Raw genomic sequence first — 16,000 nt, 5'->3', positions numbered from 1 at the left:
AAAAATCTGGCATTGACTATTTGGCACGCTGTTGAGTTCTCAAGGAACGGACGCTTCCTTCGGTTCCCTCTCGGGTTCCTCCGGGCTTCCCTTCGGTTCCACCAGCTTAGCCAACCTCCGGATTATTTCCTAATCCGGTCTCCCGGACCCGAATTTCGGCGTACGAAAATCGGCCCCTCGGAAGGGAGGTCGTTGCTAGGTGGTTGGCCGCCTACGGGACTCATCCGCTGGTCTTTCGACCGCTCTGATGATCTTGCCCCGCTTCAGGCGACTCGACCCACGTTACGAGCTCGCTACGCGGGAGTCAAGTCGCGCAGGTCGGCGCTTGGGCTGGTGGGCCCGGTACGGGCTGACGGTGCGGTCGTCCGCGATCCAGAAGCGCCAGGGGTGGACGCCACCTGGCCATGACACCCCCGTGCGCGGGCCGGCGCTCACGCGCTCGCGCGGCACCGGGGTGCCGCGCAGGACGCGCAGCGGGGCGTCCTGGTCAGGGCCGCAGACGTCGTCGCCGTCCAGGGCGCGGTCCACGTCGAGCGCGGTGGCGAGCCTGGCCGGCCCCCTGGCCAGCTCCGCGTCGCCGCGGGCCTTGGGGCGGCGGGCCCTGGCCAGCTCGGCGCCGTCGAGCACCTCGCCCGCCCGAAGCAGCACGGCGCCGGCGTGGTCCACGGGGCCGCAGACCAGGTTCATGCAGTGCCACATGCCGTAGGTGAAGTAGACGTACACGTGACCAGGGGGTCCGTACATCGTGGCGTTGCGGGCGGTGCGGCCGCGGTAGGCGTGCGATCCGGGGTCGATCTCCCCCGCGTACGCCTCCACCTCGGTCAGTCGTACCGCGACGACGCCCTCCGGGGTCGTTCTGACCAGCGTCCGGCCGAGCAGGTCGGGGGCGACCTCGAGCACCGGCCGGTCGAAGAATTCGCGCGGCAGCGGCCGGGGGGCGTCGGCCGGGGGTACGAGCCTGATCATGCTGACTAGGCTAGCCTCGCCGAGTTTTCCCCGATGAGGAGGTTCCGTTATGTCCGGACCGGCCCGGCGACCGCTTCCGCACGACTTTCATCCGCCGGTGGCGTCCTTCACCGTGGTGAGCGACGACGTGCGGGAGGGCGAGCGGCTCAGGGAGGACCAGGTCCACGCCGCTGGCAACCGGTCGCCGCAGCTCAGCTGGTCGGGTTTCCCCGAGTCCACCAGGAGCTTCGCGGTCACCTGCTACGACCCGGACGCACCGACCGGGAGCGGCTTCTGGCACTGGGTGGTGTTCGACATCCCGGCGACGGTGACCGAGTTGCCCGCCGGTGCCGGCACCGCGGACGGGACCGGGCTCCCCGACGGCGCGACGCAGGTGCGCAACGACTACGGCACCCGGGACTTCGGGGGCGCCGCGCCGCCGCCGGGTGACGGCCCGCACCGTTATGTCTTCACCGTGTACGCGGTGGACGACGAAAAGCTCGGGCCCGACGAGAACGCGACGCCGGCGTTCGTCGGATTCAATCTGCGTTTCCACGCGATCGGCAGGGCACAACTGATCGGTGAGTACGAGGTTCCGGCCGGCTGACCCGTCATCTTCCGTTCGCCGCCCCGCCCATCGGGTTTCGTGTCGCGGCCCCGGAAAATTCCATTGTCCGCCCGGCAGGCCGGGGGCACAGTGGAGCCAGCCCGCCACGGGGGCGGGGTGGGACCGGAAGGTGGGCGGGCATGCGGCAGACCCTTGTCCTCAACGCGAGCTACGAGCCGCTGTCGACGGTGTCGCTGCGGCGGGCGGTGGTGCTGGTGATCCAGCACAAGGCGGATGTGGAGCACGAGCACCCGGCGCTGCGGATGCGGGCCGCCGCGGTGGATCTTCCGGTGCCGCAGGTGATCCGGCTCAGGCGCTACGTGAAGGTGCCGTTCCGACAACGGGCCCCGTGGTCGCGGCGGGGCGTCCTGGTACGGGACCGGCACCGGTGCGCGTACTGCGGCCGCCGGGCGACCACGATCGATCACGTGCTGCCGCGTTCGCAGGGTGGGCGGGACACCTGGTTGAACACGGTGGCGGCATGCGCCGAGGACAACCACAGGAAGGCGGCCAGGACGCCGGCGGAGGCGGGGATGCGGCTGCTCTCCGAGCCGTTCGAGCCGACCCCGGCGGACGCGCTGCTGCTCGCGGTGGGCGGGCACGCGGAGGACTCGCTGCCCGAGTGGCTGACGCTGCGGCGCGCGGTCTGAGTGGGACGGGAAGAACGACGTCGCCCGCCCCCGGCCTCACGGCCGGGGGCGGGCGACGTCGTTCTCCGCCGGGGGGAGCCGCGTCACTCGATACGGGGCTGCTCGCGGGTCGGGGGCTTGTCGAGGGATCCGGCGCCGGTGTCCTGGGCGGGGATCCCGCCGTTGCCGCCGCCGTTCCCGTTGCCGGTGAAGCGGCCGAGGTTGCCGCCGAGGCCCTTGAGGGCGTCGCCGATCTCGCTCGGCACGATCCAGAGCTTGTTGGCGTCGCCCTCGGCGATCTTCGGCAGCATCTGGACGTACTGGTAGGAGAGCAGCTTCTGGTCCGCGTCGCCCGCGTGGATGGCCTCGAAGACGGTGCGGATGGCCTGGGCCTCACCCTCGGCGCGCAGGGCCTTGGCGCGGGCGTCACCCTCGGCGCGCAGGATCTCGGACTGCTTGGCGCCCTCGGCCTGGAGGATCTCGGACTGCCTGATGCCCTCGGCCTGGAGGATGGCGGCGCGCTTGTCCCGGTCGGCCCGCATCTGCTTCTCCATCGAGTCCTGGATGGAGGTGGGGGGCTCGATGGCCTTCAGCTCGACGCGGTTGACGCGGATGCCCCACTTGCCGGTGGCCTCGTCGAGCACGCCGCGCAGGGCCGCGTTGATCTCCTCGCGGGAGGTGAGGGTGCGCTCCAGGTCCATGCCACCGATGATGTTCCGCAGCGTGGTGACCGTCAGCTGCTCGATGGCCTGGATGTAGTTGGAGACCTCGTAGGTGGCCGCGCGGGCGTCGGTGACCTGGTAGTAGATCACCGTGTCGATGTTCACGACCAGGTTGTCCTGGGTGATCACGGGCTGCGGCGGGAAGGGCACGACCTGCTCGCGCAGGTCGATGCGGTTGCGGATGCGGTCGATGAACGGGACCACGATGTTGAGGCCCGCGTTCAGCGTCCTGGTGTAGCGGCCGAAGCGCTCGACGATGGCGGCGCTTGCCTGCTGGATCACCTGGATCGTCTGGACGAGCGCGATGACGACCAGCACCACCAGGATGACCAGCACGATGATGATGGCGTCCATCGTGATCTCCCCCTGCGGCTAGATGAGTTGGAAAGATTGTCGGTGGAGTGACGCGCCCATCACATCACGACCGCGGTGGCCCCGTCGATCTCGACCACGCTGACCTGACTACCCGGTTCGTAGGCGTCGTCCTCGCCGAGGGAACGGGCCGACCACTCCTCGCCGGCGAGCTTGATCCGCCCGTCGTGCGCGTCGACTCGCTCCAGGACGATGGCCGTTCTGCCCGTCAGTGCGTCGACTCCGGTGCTGAGCGCGGGCGGCCCGGTGCGGGCGCGCCTCGCGATCGGCTGGACGACGACGATGAGGGCGGTGGAGACCACGGCGAAGACGACGACCTGGATCACCAGGTTGTCGGTGAGGCCGGCGGCGATGGCCGCGGCGACGGCGCCGGCCGAGAGCATGCCGAGCTCCGGCATGGCGGTGAGGACGAGAGCGATCGCGAATCCACCGGCGGCGATGAGCCACCACACCCAGAAGTCCACCCGGCCATGGTAGGTCGCCGCGCGGTGTCGCGAACAGGGTTCGACGAGTTTGGGGGTTGCCGGGTGGGGGGTGGGAGGTTGGGAGTCAGCCGAGCGGGAGTCCGTGCGCCGTCCAGCGGTCGGCGCGGCGTTCGACGACGAGGGGCAGGCCGAAGCAGTGGGAGAGGTTGGAGGAGGTGAGGGTGGTCTCGATGGGGCCGGCGTGCAGGACCCTGCCCTGACGGACGAGCAGCACGTGGGTGAAGCCGGGCGCGATCTCCTCCACGTGGTGGGTGACCATGAGCATGGACGGCGCGAAGGGGTCGCGGGCGAGGCGGCCGAGGCGGCGCACCAGGTCCTCGCGGCCGCCGAGGTCGAGCCCGGCGGCGGGCTCGTCGAGCAGCAGCAACTCGGGGTCGGTCATCAGGGCGCGGGCGATCTGGGTGCGCTTGCGTTCTCCCTCGGAGAGGGTGCCGAATCTGCGGTCCAGGAACTCGGTCATGCCCAGGCGGTCGAGGAAGGCGCGGGCGCGCTGCTCGTCGACCTCGTCGTAGCGCTCCTGCCAGCCGGCGGTCATGCCGTAGGCGGCGGTGAGGACGGTGGAGAGCACGGTCTGGCGGGCGGAGAGCTTGCCGGCGAGGGCGCTGCTCGCCATGCCGATGCGCGGGCGGAGATCGAACACGTCCACGCCGCCCAGCTTCTCGCCGAGGATCTGGACGGTGCCGCTGGTGGGGAAGAGGTAGCTGGACGCGACGTTCAGCAGGGTGGTCTTGCCTGCGCCGTTGGGGCCGAGGATCACCCAGCGCTCGCCTTCGGCGACCGACCAGGAGACCTTCTCCACCAGAGCCCGGCCTTCGCGGACCACGGTTACGTCCACCAGCTCCAGTACTTCGCTCATGCGCGCGGTCTCTCCCCTTGCGGTCGCCGTTGCTCGGTGTCTGTGGGGTCGGTGCCGGTGGGCACGTCCTCATGACAAAACCTACGCCACCGGCTTCGGGTGTCTGTCGTCAGGAGGCTTGTTGGCCTTCCTTCCCTAAGGTAGGGGGCATGCTCGAGGAACCGCGTGCGGGGCGGCTTGCCGCCTGGGGTAATGCTCTTTTCGCCGGTCTTGTGGCGCCTGATGACGCCGTGGTCCGCGCGGTCGGCGCCGATTCGGTGCACCGGGTGGTGGATCTGCCCGGCGAGGCGGGCCCGGTGGGGCTGACGCTGGCGCTCGGTCGGCTGCGGGCGCTGGGGGCGGTGGGGCTGCGGATCGCGCTGCCGGCGCCCGGGCATCCGCTGGGGTTGTGCGGGCCGCCCGAGTTCAACGCGGCGGCGATGGACGCCGGGGAGGCGGTGTTGGCGTCGGGGGCGGGGCTCGGCCTGGTGCCCGAGGTCAGCGAGGCGGGGCCGGCCGGGGACGTGCTGACGGAGGTGGTGTGGCGCTGTCGCCCGGTGCGGCAGGCGCCGCCGGCGGACGTGCCGTCGCTCGGGGAGGCGGAGCGCGAGCTGGCCGAGGTGCTGCGGGACGCCACCGAGGAGCTGGCCCGGCTCGACGTGGCGGGGACCGGTCCGATGGCGCTGGCGCGTCTCGAGGCGTACCGGGCGCGGATGGAGCGCGGGCGGCAGCTGCTGGCGCCGGGCTATCCGCCGCGTGCGGTGCGGGTGTTGGAGCTGGCGCAGCGGGTGGGGGCGCTGGTGGAGATCGCGGTGGACACGGAGCCGGGGACGGCGGTGAGCGCGGGCCAGATGGCGTTGCGGGAGGGGGTGTTGCGCCCGGTGGAGCGGGCGGCGCGGCGGGCGCGGGTGGCGGCGTACGACGCGTATGCCGAGGAGTTGGAGCGGCAGCGCGGTTGAGGCCGGGAACGGCCGGGTCCCCGGAGCCTGGTGGCTCCGGGGACCCGGGTGTTCGGCGGCTTCCGCCGCCCGTTCGTCCTGGCCTGGGCTCAGTGGATGAAGCCGGCGTTGCCGAAGACGGGGTTCAGGATCCCGACGACGTTGATCGAGTTGCCCACGACCTGGATCGGGATGGCGACCGGGACCTGGATGTTGTTGCCCGAGACGACGCCGGGGGAGCCGATGGCCGCCCCGGACGCGTCGGCACCGCTGGCGAAGGCGGAGCCGGCGGCGCCGCCGAGGGTGACTCCGGTGGCGGCGAGCACGAGGGCGGCCTTCTTGGCAGTGTTCATGGGTAGGTTCCTCCTGGACGTGTGCTGTGCGACGACCCCTGGGCGCGGGGTCGCGCGCTGCACAACGGTCGGGCGGAGCGCGCGGCACGGGCGCACGCCCTGTTACGCACGTTCGGCGTAACGACGGTCGCCGGGTTGACGTCCTCGGGTGCCGGATCCGGGCGGTTTCGTGCCGTTCAGGGCCGGTTCTCGTCGGAGATGCCGTGCCGGACGGCCCAGAGGGCGGCCTGGGTCCGGTCGGCGAGGTCCAGCTTCATCAGGATGTTCGACACGTGGGTCTTCACGGTCTTCTCGGAGAGCACCAGGGCGCGGGCGATCTCGCGGTTGGAGCGGCCGCGGGCGATCAGGGCCAGCACCTCGCGCTCCCGGTCGGTGAGCGATCCCGCCCGGCCGCTGTTACCGCCCGGGGCCTCCTGGGCGAGCAACGCCCCGGCGACCTCGGGCTGGAGCAGCACGTGGCCGGCGTGCACGGCGCGGATGGCGCCGGCCAGGGCCTCCGGGTCGATGTCCTTGTGCACGTAGCCGGCGGCGCCGGCGCGCAGCGCGGGGATCACGGTGCGGCGCTCGGTGAAGCTGGTGACGACGAGGACCCGGGCGGGGTTGCCTAGTTCGCTGAGCCGGCCGAGGGCCTCGACGCCGTCGGTGCCCGGCATCTTGACGTCCATCAGGACGACGTCGGGGCGCAGTTCCTCGGCGCGCTCCACGCCGGCGGCGCCGTCGGCGGCCTCGCCCACCACCTCGATGTCGTCCTGGACCTCGAGGAACGTGCGCAACCCGCGGCGGACGACCTGGTGGTCGTCGACGATCAGCACGCGGATGACGTCAGCCACCGGGCACCTCCATCTCGATCACGGTGCCCTTGCCGGGCGCCGACTGCACGGTCAACGATCCGCCGACCGCCGAGGCCCGGTCCCGCATGGAGACCAGGCCGAGATGGCGGCCGGCGCTGCGGACGGCGTCCGGGTCGAACCCGGTGCCGTCGTCGGTGATCCGGAGCACGGTCGCCGTGCCCCGGCGGGTGAGCGCGACCCGGACGCCGGCGGGGGCGCCGTGTCGCAGGGCGTTGTGGAGCGCCTCCTGGGCGACGCGCAGCACGGCCTCCTCCTGTTGGGCGGGGAGGGCGCGGTGGTCGCGGCAGTCGAAGGTGACGCTCGCGGGGTGGGCCCGGTCGAGGACCTGGGTCTGGGCGCGCAGGGTGGCGACCAGGCCGTCCTCGTCGAGGGCGGCGGGGCGGAGCTCGATGACGGCGGCGCGCAGCTCGTCGGCGGCCTCGGCGGCGAGCTGGGTGACCTGTCGCAGCTCGTCCCTGGCGCGGCGCGGGTCGCGGTCGATCAGGGTGGCGGCGGCCTGGGCGGTGAGGCGGAGCGAGAACAGCTTCTGGGCGACGGCGTCGTGCAGCTCGTGGGCGAGGCGGGCGCGCTCCTCGGCGATGGTGAGCTCGCGGCTGCGCTCGTAGAGCCTGGCGTTGGTCAGGGCGATGGCGGCGTGCTCGGCGAGGAGCCTGAGCAGCTCCTCGTCCTCCGCGGTGAAGCCGCAGCCGCTCGGCGGGCGGCGGCCCGGCGGGCAGCGCTTGTTGGCCAGGAAGAGCGCGCCGAGGACGCTCTCGCCGTCGGCGACGGGCATGCCGAGGAAGTCGCTCATCTCGGGGTGGGCGGCCGGCCAGCCCTCGAAGCGCGGGTCCTCGCGGACGTCGGCGAGGCGGACGGGGGTGGCGCTGCCGAGCATCGCGGCGAGGATGCCGTGCTGGCGGGGCAGCGGGCCGATGGCCTTCCACTGGCGGTCGCTGACGCCGTCCACCAGGAACTGGGCGAAGCCGCCGTTGCCGTCGGGGAGGCCGAGTGCGGCGTAGCGGGCGTCGAGCAGCTCGCGGGCGCTGCGCACGATGGTCTGCAGCACGTCGCGCACCTCGAGGGTGCGGTTCATGGCGAGCAGCGCGGAGCTCACCGCGGCCAGCCCGGTTCTGGGGACCATGGAGAGACCGTAACCCCTGGTGGCGGGGTGCGGGATCGGGCGGGCGCCGGTGGATGACTGCGCCGGGTGGCCTAGGTCTCGGGGCTGACGTGCGCCTCGGCGCGTGCTTCCCGGCGCACACGAAGGCGGCGGGCGCCCCACGAGTGGGGTGCCCGCCGCCTTCGTGTGCGCGGTCGGCTCGGGTCAGTTGCGCATGACCTCGGGCTCGTGGCGGCGCAGGAACTTCATGACCAGGTAGCCGCAGATGACGGCGAGCACCCCGAGCATGGCCACGTCGAGCAGCCAGTAGCCGGCCTCGTGCTTCCAGATCGGGTCGGGGTCGGGCTCCTCGGTGGCGGAGGCCGTCAGGGTGTTGAGGTCGGCGGTGGTGCCGACGCCGGCCAGCGCCCAGCGGGACGGCATCAGCCAGGCCAGCTGCTCGACGCCCAGGGTGCCGTGCAGCTGGAAGAGCGCGCCGGTGAAGACGAGCTGGACGACGGAGATCATCACCAGCAGCGGCATGGTCATCTCGGAGGTGCGCACCAGCGCCGAGATCACCAGGCCGATCATCATGGAGGTGCAGCCGAGCGCCATCAGGACGAGGGTCATCTCGACGGCTGGCGAGTCGGCGAAGATGACGCCCTCGGCCGGCATGTCGCGGGGCAGGAAGCCGATGACGCTGAGGATCAGCGCCTGGAACACGGTGACGATGCCGAGCACGAACACCTTGGACATCAGGTACGCGGAGCGGGAGAGGCCGACGGCGCGTTCCCGCTCGTAGATCACCCGTTCCTTGATGAGCTCGCGGACCGCGTTGGCGGCGCCCGCGAAGCACATGCCGACCACCAACACCATCAGGATGATGCTCGCGTCGCCGTTGCGGAAGCCGCGTTCCTGCGAGCCGTAGCCGAGGCCGAAGTCCGCGGGGATGACGGCCGAGACCGCCCCCAGCACGACGGGCAGCGCGATCGTGAGGCCGAGGAAGCCCTTGTCGGCCATGATCACCGCGGCGTAGCGGCGCATCAGCGTCCACACCTGGGCGCCCCAGGACTGCCGCTTCTGCTGGCTGGCCGCCATCGGCTGGATGTGCTGCGCGGCCTGCGGCTGCGCGGAGTCCACGTCCGCCGCGTACATCTGGAAGTGCTGCGAGCCGCGCCAGCGGCCCATCCAGTCGTAGTCGCGGTAGTTCTCGAAGGCGGAGAACACGTCGGCCCAGTTGTCGTAGCCGAAGAAGTTCAGCGCCTCGTCCGGCGGGCCGAAGTAGGAGACGCCGCCGCCGGGGGCCATCACCAGGACCCGGTCGCAGAGCCCGAGCTCGGCCACCGAGTGGGTGACGACGAGCACGGTGCGGCCGTCGTCGGCGAGGCTGCGCAGCAGCTGCATCACGTCGCGGTCCATGCCCGGGTCGAGGCCCGAGGTGGGCTCGTCGAGGAAGATCAGCGACGGCTTGGTCAGCAGTTCGAGGGCGACGGAGACGCGCTTGCGCTGACCGCCGGAGAGCGAGGAGATGCGCTTGGTGGCGTGCGGGCTGAGCTTGAGCTCGGCCAGCACCTCCTCGACGCGGGCGTTGCGCTCGGCCTCGCCGACGTCGCCTGGGAAGCGGAGCTTGGCGGCGAGCCGGAGCGCCGTCCTGATGGGCAGCGCGGTGTGCAGGATGTCGTCCTGCGGGACGAGGCCGATACGGTTCCGCAGCTCGGCGAAGTGCGTGTAGAGGTTGCGGTGGTCGTACAGGACCTCGCCGTAGGTCGCCGGGCGGTAGCCGGTGAGGGCGCGCAGCAGCGTGGACTTGCCGGATCCCGAGGGGCCGATGACGCCGATCAGGGACTTCTCCGGCACGCCGAAGGAGACGTCGTTGAGGATCGTGGTCTGCCCGTTGTTGACCTGGACGGTCAGGTGGCGGGCGGAGAACGAGACCTCACCGGTGTCGACGAACTCCTCGAGCTGGTTGCCGACCAGCCGGAAGGTGGAGTGGCCGATGCCGACCGTGTCGTTCTGGCCCAGGTAGCGGCGGCCGTTCTTCGGCATCTGCTGGCCGTTGACATAGGTGCCGTTGTGGCTGCCCAGGTCGTGGATCTCGTAGCGGCCGTCGGGGTGCGCGAAGAACTCGGCGTGCAGCCGGGAGACCTGGAGGTCGCTGACCACCAGTTCGTTCTCCAGGGCACGGCCGATCCTGGTGACCTGGCCGACGGTCAGCATGTGCAGGCTGGTCGCACCGCCGTCGAAGCCGCCGCCCTGCGCGGCGGGGCCGCCCTGGCCGTGGCCCGGCTGACCGTGACCCGGCTGGTCGTAGGACGGCTGCGGCGGGACCGCGCCCTGGTGCGGAGGCATCCCGGCGGGCTGAACCGGGGCCTGCGCGGGCGGCTGGCCGGGCATGGCCGCGTACTGCGGGTCGTACTGCGGGTCGTACTGCTGGTGCGGTATCTGGCCGCTGCCGGAGAACGAGAGGCGCGGGCCGTCCGCGGCGTTACCCAGGTGGATTATCGCGCCGGGCCCCAGCGGTGCCTGCTGGACACGCTGCCCCTGCGCGTACGTCCCGTTGGTGCTGCCGTGGTCCTCGAGGACCCAGCTCTGACCTCCCCAGCGCACCGTGGCGTGCCGCCAGGAGACCCGGGAGTCCTGCAGGACCACATCCCCCTGCGGATCTCTACCCAGGGTGTATGACCTGGTTGGATCCAAAGTCCATGTCTGGCCGTTCAGTTCGAGTACGAGTTCCGGCACTCCAGCCCCAAAAGTTGTCCCCCGAGCAACCTCCGATCGGAGGTCTAGGGATGGTTGAACGTCGTGGGGGAACTATTCCAGGCTGGGGCCCGAGACGGAAAGTCGACCCCTGGATGTCACCAACCTGGTGCAGAGCCCGCGCGACCCTGTGACCTTCATCTCTCGGTCTCGTCCAAGAGGTGGACTCGACATGAGGCCGTCACCAGGGACGACTACCGTGGACGGCACCATGAAGTCTGCGCAACCGGTCCCCCGGGACATGCCCACCCTGCTGGTGAAGATCTTCGGCAAGGACCGTCCAGGGCTGACGGCGAGCCTCTTCCAGACCCTCGCGGGGTTCGGAGTGGACGTCATCGACATCGAGCAGGTCGTCACCCGCGGCCGGATCACGCTGTGCGCGCTGGTCACGGCGCCGACGGCGGGCCCCGCGGGTCTCGCCGCCCCGGGCGGCGAGGGCCGACTGCGCGCCACCGTGCACGGCTGGGCCGAGTCGATGCGGCTACAGGCCGAGATCATCTCCGGCACCGGCGACAACCCGGCGCGCGGCGTCGGCCGGTCCCATGTGACGGTGCTCGGCAACCCGCTGACCGCCGAGGTCACCGCGGCCATCGCCGCCCGGATAACGGGCACCGGCGGCAACATCGACCGGATCTTCCGGCTCGCCAAGTACCCGGTGACGGCCGTGGAGTTCGACGTCTCGGGGGTGGACACGGCGAAGCTGCGCACCGCGCTGGCCACCGAGGCGGCGGCGCTCGCGGTGGACGTGGCGGTGGTCGACTCGGGCCTGGCCAGGCGGGCGCCCCGCCTGGTGGTGATGGACGTGGACTCCACCCTGATCCAGGACGAGGTCATCGAGCTCTTCGCCGCCCACGCCGGCTGCGAGGAGCAGGTCGCGGCGGTCACGGCGGCGGCGATGCGCGGCGAGCTGGACTTCGAGCAGTCGCTGCACGCCAGGGTGGCGCTGCTCGCCGGCCTCGACGAGTCCGTGGTCGACAAGGTGCGGGCCGAGGTGCGGCTGACGCCGGGCGCGCGCACCCTGATCCGGACCCTGAAGCGGCTCGGCTGCCAGGTGGGCGTGGTCTCGGGCGGCTTCACCCAGGTGACGGACGCCCTCCAGGAGCGCCTCGGCCTGGACTTCGCCGCGGCCAACACGCTGGAGATCGTGGACGGCAAGCTCACCGGCCGGGTCACCGGCGCGATAGTGGACCGGGCGGGCAAGGCCAGGCTGCTGCGGGCGTTCGCCGCCGAGGCCGGGGTTCCGCTGTCGCGCACCGTCGCGATCGGCGACGGTGCCAACGACCTGGACATGCTCAACGCGGCCGGCTTCGGGGTCGCCTTCAACGCGAAGCCGCTGGTGCGGGAGGCCGCCGACACGGCCGTCACGGTGCCGTTCCTCGACACCGTGCTCTATCTGCTGGGGATCACCCGCGAAGAGGTCGAGGCGGCGGACGCGGAGAGCTAGCGCCCCGGGTCGCATGCTCGGGCGGCGTGGGCCGGACGAGGCGGCTCCGCCGCCGCCCGGTCCGGCGGGCGCTATGCCTCGTGCGGGGTCCAGTATGCGGCCAGGGTGGCGACGCCATGCTCGACGGACTTCCAGTCACCCGTGAGGCTGAGCACCGCGATGGCCGAGGTCGGATAGCCGGAGCGGTTCATCCTGGCCAGGGCGTCGCCCTCGGCCTCGCCGGTCAGCGCGTCGGCGAGGCCGTGGATGCCGGGGTTGTGGCCGACCAGCATCAGGTTCCTGACCTCGTCGTCGACCTCGTTGATCAGGGCGATCAGCTCGCCGAGCGAGGCCTCGTACACCCGCTCCTCGTAGACGGTCCTGGGGCGCTGGGGCAGCTCGCCGGCGACCAGCTTCCAGGTCTCGCGGGCTCGGGCCGCGGTAGAGCAGAGGGTCAGTTCGGGGCTGACGCCGGCCCCGGCCAGCCAGCGGCCGGCCGCGGGCGCGTCCTTCCGGCCCCGCTCGGCGAGTGGACGGTCATGATCGGACACCTGCGGCCAGTCGGCCTTGGCGTGTCGGAGGAGAACGATCCTGCGCGGAACTTCGACGCTCATGTGCCCAGCTTCGCATGAAACGTGCAGTGGGTCGCGGGGGGTTGGGAATCCCGCCCGGGCGGGCGACCTGCGGATCGCTCCCCCAGCGCACCATGGGCCTGGAGGCCGCCGCCGGCACCCGTTCGGCGGTGGCCGACGCTCAGGGAAGCCACGCGTGGACGTGCTCGAACAGCACGGCCATCGGCCGCTCCCCCTCGGCGGCCTCCGCCTGGGGGCCGGCCATCAGCAGCAACAACAGCGCTCCGAAGGCGGCCGCCGGAAGCGCGAGGGTCCACCAGCGCAGGCGGATCTCCATGCCGGAACGGTCTACTCGGGCGGACATGACGCTCGTCGCCTCCATGCGTCGAAGGTCGGATCCGATGCTCCTCGGATCGTGCTCCCCAACCTACGGAAGCGACCCACGGGGGCCCATCCGGTGAGCCACCCAGTCGCCCCTGAACCTGGCCCCCTAGGGGATGGTGTAGCTGGCACCACCACCGGGTGAACGGGCCGTTCCGACCTGGCCGTTCCCCGGCATTCGCCGGCGTTGCCCGGCGGGGCGAGGCCGCGGCTCAGGGCGAGGCGACGGTGGCGATCACGGCGATGGCGATGGTGATTCCCAGCATGGCGCCGAGAACGAGCAGCAGCTTGCGCTGGCCGCCGGTGGGGTTGGGTTCGAGCGCTGGCATGGCATCGAGTCTGCCACTCACACCTCGTCCTCCACACACCGGTCCCGTCCTGCACGGATGCCGACGGCGATCTGCGCGAGCAGCAGCACCACCATCAGCGCGAGCGGGGCGTGCCAGGCGCCGGTGGCCTCGTTGAGGGTGCCGACGAGCAGTGGCCCGGGGACGCTGACCAGGTAGCCGATGCTCTGTGCGAAGGCGGAGAGCCGGGCGACGCCGTGCGGCGTCCTGGCCCGCAGCCCGATCATGGTCAGGACGACGGGGAAGGTGCAGTTGGCGAGGCCGAGGCAGATGGCCCAGAGCCAGGCGCCGCCGCCGGGCGCCAGCCAGAGTCCGACGTAGCCGACGAGGCCGAACGAGCCGAGCACGACCACCAGCGGTCCCTGGTGCCGCAGCCGGGCGGCGAGCGGCGGCAGGAGGAAGCCGACGGGCGCGCCGAGCCCGATGATCACGGCCGCCAGCAGGCCGGCGGTTGAGGCGGAGATGCCGGCGTCCTGGTAGATCTGCGGGGCCCAGCCGAGGGTGACGTAGGCGGCGGTGGCCTGGAGGCCGAAGAAGATCGCGAGGGACCAGGCGGTGCCCGACCTGGCCAGCCGGAGCGGGGGCGCCTCCTGGCGGGGCGTCGGGACCCGGGTGGCGCGGTCGCGGCGGCGGCGCAGCGCGGCGAGCCAGGGCAGCACGGCGAAGAGCGCGGGTATCGCCCAGAAGCCGAGGCCGGGCCGCCAGTCGTCGCCGAACGCCCGCGCCAGCGGGACGCTGAGTCCCGCGGCGCAGGCGGCGCCGAAGGACAGCGCCATGGAGTAGAGGCCGGTCATGGGGCCCAGGCGGTCCGGGAAGTACTCCTTGACCAGCACCGGCATCAGCACGTTGCCGATGGCCACGCCGGCCAGCGCGAGCGTGCTGGTGACCAGGAACACGGTGGTGGAGCCGGCGAACGAGCGGAGCGCGAGGCCGGCGGCGACGGCGGCGAGCCCGGCGACCAGGACGGCCGGCAGCCCGTGCCGGCGGGCGAGCCGGGGCGCGGCGTTGCCGAAGACGGCGAAGCAGAGCGCGGGCACCGAGGTGAGCAGGCCGGCGACGGCACCGTTCATGTGCAGCCCGTCGCGTAGCTCGGGCAGCAGCGGCCCGATGCTGGCCAGGGCCGGCCGCAGGTTGAACGCGGCCAGCGCCAGGCCGGCGACGATGAACCACGGCGCCGCGGCGCGGACGGTCAGGCCGGACGCGGGACGCGCGGCTTCGGTTCCGGGCTCGGTCGCCGTCCCGGTCGCCGTCTCGGGGGCGGGCTCGGTGGGGCGTGAGGGAAAGGTACGGTCGTCCTTCGTCGACTCCATGCGTACCATCATAGAATCATGGGATGAATCCCCGTGGTGGGGATCCGCATTCTCCGGGAGAGCCATGTCACTGAGCGCGCCCCGCCGTTCCGCCCTCGCGGACCAGGTCATCAACCAACTCCGCCAGCAGATCACCTCTGGCGAGTGGCCGGTGGGCTCCCGGATCCCCACCGAGCCGGAGCTGGTCACCCAACTCGGCGTGGCCAGGAACACCGTGCGGGAGGCGATCCGGGCCCTCGCCCACAACGGCCTGCTCGACATCAGGCAGGGCTCCGGCACGTACGTGGCCGCGACCAGCGAACTGGCCGGCGTGATGCAGCGCCGCTTCGCGGACGCCCCGCAACGCGACGTGGCCGAGGTCCGAAGCGCACTCGAGGCGCAGGCGGCCGCCCTGGCCGCGGTCCGCCGCACGGAACACGACCTGCGCCAACTGGACGCGCTGCTCGCCCGGCGCGACGAGGCGTGGGCCAGCCACGACCTGGAACGCTTCGTGGAGGCCGACGCCACGTTCCACACGGCCGTGGTGGGAGCCTCGCGCAACGAGGTGCTGATCGCGCTCTACGCGGACCTGAGCGGGGTGGTTCGGGCGTTCCTGCGGCAGGACATCGGCCAACTGGACATGCGGGCCGACGCCCTGGCCGACCACGCGCGGCTGGTCGCGGCGATTCGCGCGTCCGACGCGGGGGTGGCGGCGACGGAGGCGGGTTCTTACGCGCTCACGTGCCGGGCGATGGCCTGACGGGGGTTTCCCCCCCACCCACCCGCCCCTTGTTCCGCGCTCGGCGCGGGGGCGGGCCTGCGGCCCGGGCGGCTTCGTCGCCGGGCGAGCGTCCCGCGCTCCGCGTGGGTTGGTCCCCGCCCTCCCCCGGCCATGGGGTCCCCCTGGACGGAGTCTGGGGGAGGCTGGGAGGTGCCCCCACAAGCCCCGTTGCGCTGCGCGCGGCGGACCCGACAGCTCGCACGTACGGCGTCGGGCCACGGCGGCAACCCGGCGCGGCGGGCGCTGGGTCCGCCGGAGCAGGCGTGCCCCGCCCGGCCGGCGGCGGCTACGCCACCCGGCCCTGCGGGCCACGGGCCTGCTGCTCCGCAGGGGATCCGCCACGTAGCCGGCCCTGGAAGCCGGCAGGCGGCTACGCCGCCGGGGCCGGCGCTAGGCGCGGCGTGGCGTAGCCGCCACGGCGAAGCCGTCCAGCTCGTGGCAGCGGCCCGGCGCTACACACCAAGGCAGGCGTGCCCTGGGGCTCGACCGCGGCGGCTACGCCGCAGGCCGAGCATCAGCAAGGGCGCGTGAGTCGCCCGTGACACGGCGGCTGCGCCGCCCGGCCCTCCGGGCGCGGCAGGCGGACGGGCCCGGGTCCAAGGCGGCTGCGCCGCCCGGCCCTCCGGGGCCCGGCC

At 72.4% G+C, this 16,000-nt stretch carries 17 protein-coding genes; 5 read left to right on the top strand and 12 right to left on the bottom strand.

Annotation, left to right across the window (positions count from 1 at the left end; genetic code table 11):
• Positions 1–282: 282 nt before the first annotated feature.
• Positions 283–966, bottom strand: coding sequence for a DNA-3-methyladenine glycosylase (locus tag ACYVPE_RS35915; protein WP_461038013.1), 684 nt, complete (start codon positions 964–966; stop codon positions 283–285).
• A 49-nt stretch (positions 967–1,015) separates the two neighbouring features.
• On the opposite strand from ACYVPE_RS35915, the gene ACYVPE_RS35910 reads away from it, so the two are divergent.
• The gene (locus ACYVPE_RS35910; RefSeq protein ID WP_461038012.1) at positions 1,016–1,552 is read left to right on the top strand and encodes a YbhB/YbcL family Raf kinase inhibitor-like protein; all 537 of its coding nucleotides are present in this window, start codon (positions 1,016–1,018) and stop codon (positions 1,550–1,552) included.
• Between the two features lie 140 nt (positions 1,553–1,692).
• A complete protein-coding gene (locus tag ACYVPE_RS35905) occupies positions 1,693–2,202 on the top strand; it encodes an HNH endonuclease (RefSeq protein ID WP_461038011.1) in 510 nt (169 codons plus the stop codon).
• Positions 2,203–2,285: 83 nt separating this feature from the next.
• Here the strand turns inward: ACYVPE_RS35905 and ACYVPE_RS35900 are convergent, their stop codons facing one another.
• The 3 genes from ACYVPE_RS35900 to ACYVPE_RS35890 form a co-directional block, all read right to left on the bottom strand.
• Entirely contained in the window at positions 2,286–3,257 is a 972-nt protein-coding gene (locus tag ACYVPE_RS35900) for an SPFH domain-containing protein (protein WP_461038010.1), read from the bottom strand.
• 59 nt (positions 3,258–3,316) lie between these two features.
• Complete coding sequence (locus ACYVPE_RS35895; RefSeq protein ID WP_461038009.1) at positions 3,317–3,739, bottom strand: NfeD family protein; 423 nt, start codon at positions 3,737–3,739, stop codon at positions 3,317–3,319.
• Between the two features lie 85 nt (positions 3,740–3,824).
• Positions 3,825–4,616, bottom strand: a complete 792-nt coding sequence (locus ACYVPE_RS35890) for an ABC transporter ATP-binding protein (protein WP_461038008.1) — start codon at positions 4,614–4,616, stop codon at positions 3,825–3,827.
• Positions 4,617–4,765: 149 nt separating this feature from the next.
• Between ACYVPE_RS35890 and ACYVPE_RS35885 the strand changes: the two genes are divergently transcribed.
• Positions 4,766–5,554 carry a hypothetical protein gene (locus ACYVPE_RS35885; RefSeq protein WP_461038007.1) on the top strand — a complete coding sequence of 263 codons (789 nt, stop codon included), beginning with the start codon at positions 4,766–4,768 and terminating at the stop codon, positions 5,552–5,554.
• A gap of 89 nt (positions 5,555–5,643) precedes the next feature.
• Here the strand turns inward: ACYVPE_RS35885 and ACYVPE_RS35880 are convergent, their stop codons facing one another.
• The 4 genes from ACYVPE_RS35880 to ACYVPE_RS35865 all read right to left on the bottom strand — a co-directional run bounded on the left by ACYVPE_RS35880 (position 5,644) and on the right by ACYVPE_RS35865 (position 10,554).
• Entirely contained in the window at positions 5,644–5,886 is a 243-nt protein-coding gene (locus ACYVPE_RS35880) for a chaplin (RefSeq protein ID WP_461038006.1), read from the bottom strand.
• A gap of 176 nt (positions 5,887–6,062) precedes the next feature.
• A complete protein-coding gene (locus tag ACYVPE_RS35875; RefSeq protein WP_461038005.1) occupies positions 6,063–6,716 on the bottom strand; it encodes a response regulator in 654 nt (217 codons plus the stop codon).
• A complete protein-coding gene (locus ACYVPE_RS35870; protein ID WP_461038004.1) occupies positions 6,709–7,857 on the bottom strand; it encodes a GAF domain-containing sensor histidine kinase in 1,149 nt (382 codons plus the stop codon). Before ACYVPE_RS35870 ends, ACYVPE_RS35875 begins: the two co-directional genes overlap by 8 nt.
• Positions 7,858–8,040: 183 nt before the next feature.
• Positions 8,041–10,554, bottom strand: coding sequence for an FHA domain-containing protein (locus tag ACYVPE_RS35865; RefSeq protein WP_461038003.1), 2,514 nt, complete (start codon positions 10,552–10,554; stop codon positions 8,041–8,043).
• Between the two features lie 229 nt (positions 10,555–10,783).
• Here ACYVPE_RS35865 and serB point away from each other — a divergent pair, with 229 nt between their 5' ends.
• Positions 10,784–12,016 carry a phosphoserine phosphatase SerB gene (gene serB / locus ACYVPE_RS35860; protein ID WP_461038002.1) on the top strand — a complete coding sequence of 411 codons (1,233 nt, stop codon included), beginning with the start codon at positions 10,784–10,786 and terminating at the stop codon, positions 12,014–12,016.
• A gap of 71 nt (positions 12,017–12,087) precedes the next feature.
• On the opposite strand, the gene ACYVPE_RS35855 is transcribed toward serB, so the two are convergent.
• The 4 genes from ACYVPE_RS35855 to ACYVPE_RS35840 all read right to left on the bottom strand — a co-directional run bounded on the left by ACYVPE_RS35855 (position 12,088) and on the right by ACYVPE_RS35840 (position 14,605).
• Positions 12,088–12,609, bottom strand: coding sequence for a SixA phosphatase family protein (locus ACYVPE_RS35855; protein WP_461038001.1), 522 nt, complete (start codon positions 12,607–12,609; stop codon positions 12,088–12,090).
• Between the two features lie 139 nt (positions 12,610–12,748).
• Positions 12,749–12,931, bottom strand: a complete 183-nt coding sequence (locus ACYVPE_RS35850; RefSeq protein WP_461038000.1) for a hypothetical protein — start codon at positions 12,929–12,931, stop codon at positions 12,749–12,751.
• A gap of 229 nt (positions 12,932–13,160) precedes the next feature.
• Positions 13,161–13,277, bottom strand: a complete 117-nt coding sequence (locus ACYVPE_RS35845) for an SGM_5486 family transporter-associated protein (protein WP_461037999.1) — start codon at positions 13,275–13,277, stop codon at positions 13,161–13,163.
• Between the two features lie 17 nt (positions 13,278–13,294).
• Entirely contained in the window at positions 13,295–14,605 is a 1,311-nt protein-coding gene (locus tag ACYVPE_RS35840) for a CynX/NimT family MFS transporter (RefSeq protein ID WP_461037998.1), read from the bottom strand.
• Between the two features lie 64 nt (positions 14,606–14,669).
• On the opposite strand from ACYVPE_RS35840, the gene ACYVPE_RS35835 reads away from it, so the two are divergent.
• Complete coding sequence (locus tag ACYVPE_RS35835; RefSeq protein WP_461037997.1) at positions 14,670–15,344, top strand: FadR/GntR family transcriptional regulator; 675 nt, start codon at positions 14,670–14,672, stop codon at positions 15,342–15,344.
• The last annotated feature ends 656 nt before the right edge of the window (positions 15,345–16,000 follow it).

Source organism: Streptomyces mayteni (assembly GCF_054783955.1).
This window is presented reverse-complemented; position numbering and strand designations above follow the sequence as displayed.

Coding starts and splice junctions, on each gene's coding strand:
- ACYVPE_RS35915 (WP_461038013.1), bottom strand. CDS start 966: ATGATCAGGCTCGTACCCCCGGCCGACGCCCCCCGGCCGCTGCCGCGC.
- ACYVPE_RS35910 (WP_461038012.1), top strand. CDS start 1,016: ATGTCCGGACCGGCCCGGCGACCGCTTCCGCACGACTTTCATCCGCCG.
- ACYVPE_RS35905 (WP_461038011.1), top strand. CDS start 1,693: ATGCGGCAGACCCTTGTCCTCAACGCGAGCTACGAGCCGCTGTCGACG.
- ACYVPE_RS35900 (WP_461038010.1), bottom strand. CDS start 3,257: ATGGACGCCATCATCATCGTGCTGGTCATCCTGGTGGTGCTGGTCGTC.
- ACYVPE_RS35890 (WP_461038008.1), bottom strand. CDS start 4,616: ATGAGCGAAGTACTGGAGCTGGTGGACGTAACCGTGGTCCGCGAAGGC.
- ACYVPE_RS35885 (WP_461038007.1), top strand. CDS start 4,766: ATGCTCGAGGAACCGCGTGCGGGGCGGCTTGCCGCCTGGGGTAATGCT.
- ACYVPE_RS35880 (WP_461038006.1), bottom strand. CDS start 5,886: ATGAACACTGCCAAGAAGGCCGCCCTCGTGCTCGCCGCCACCGGAGTC.
- ACYVPE_RS35870 (WP_461038004.1), bottom strand. CDS start 7,857: ATGGTCCCCAGAACCGGGCTGGCCGCGGTGAGCTCCGCGCTGCTCGCC.
- serB (WP_461038002.1), top strand. CDS start 10,784: ATGAAGTCTGCGCAACCGGTCCCCCGGGACATGCCCACCCTGCTGGTG.
- ACYVPE_RS35855 (WP_461038001.1), bottom strand. CDS start 12,609: ATGAGCGTCGAAGTTCCGCGCAGGATCGTTCTCCTCCGACACGCCAAG.
- ACYVPE_RS35850 (WP_461038000.1), bottom strand. CDS start 12,931: ATGTCCGCCCGAGTAGACCGTTCCGGCATGGAGATCCGCCTGCGCTGG.
- ACYVPE_RS35845 (WP_461037999.1), bottom strand. CDS start 13,277: ATGCCAGCGCTCGAACCCAACCCCACCGGCGGCCAGCGCAAGCTGCTG.
- ACYVPE_RS35840 (WP_461037998.1), bottom strand. CDS start 14,605: ATGGAGTCGACGAAGGACGACCGTACCTTTCCCTCACGCCCCACCGAG.
- ACYVPE_RS35835 (WP_461037997.1), top strand. CDS start 14,670: ATGTCACTGAGCGCGCCCCGCCGTTCCGCCCTCGCGGACCAGGTCATC.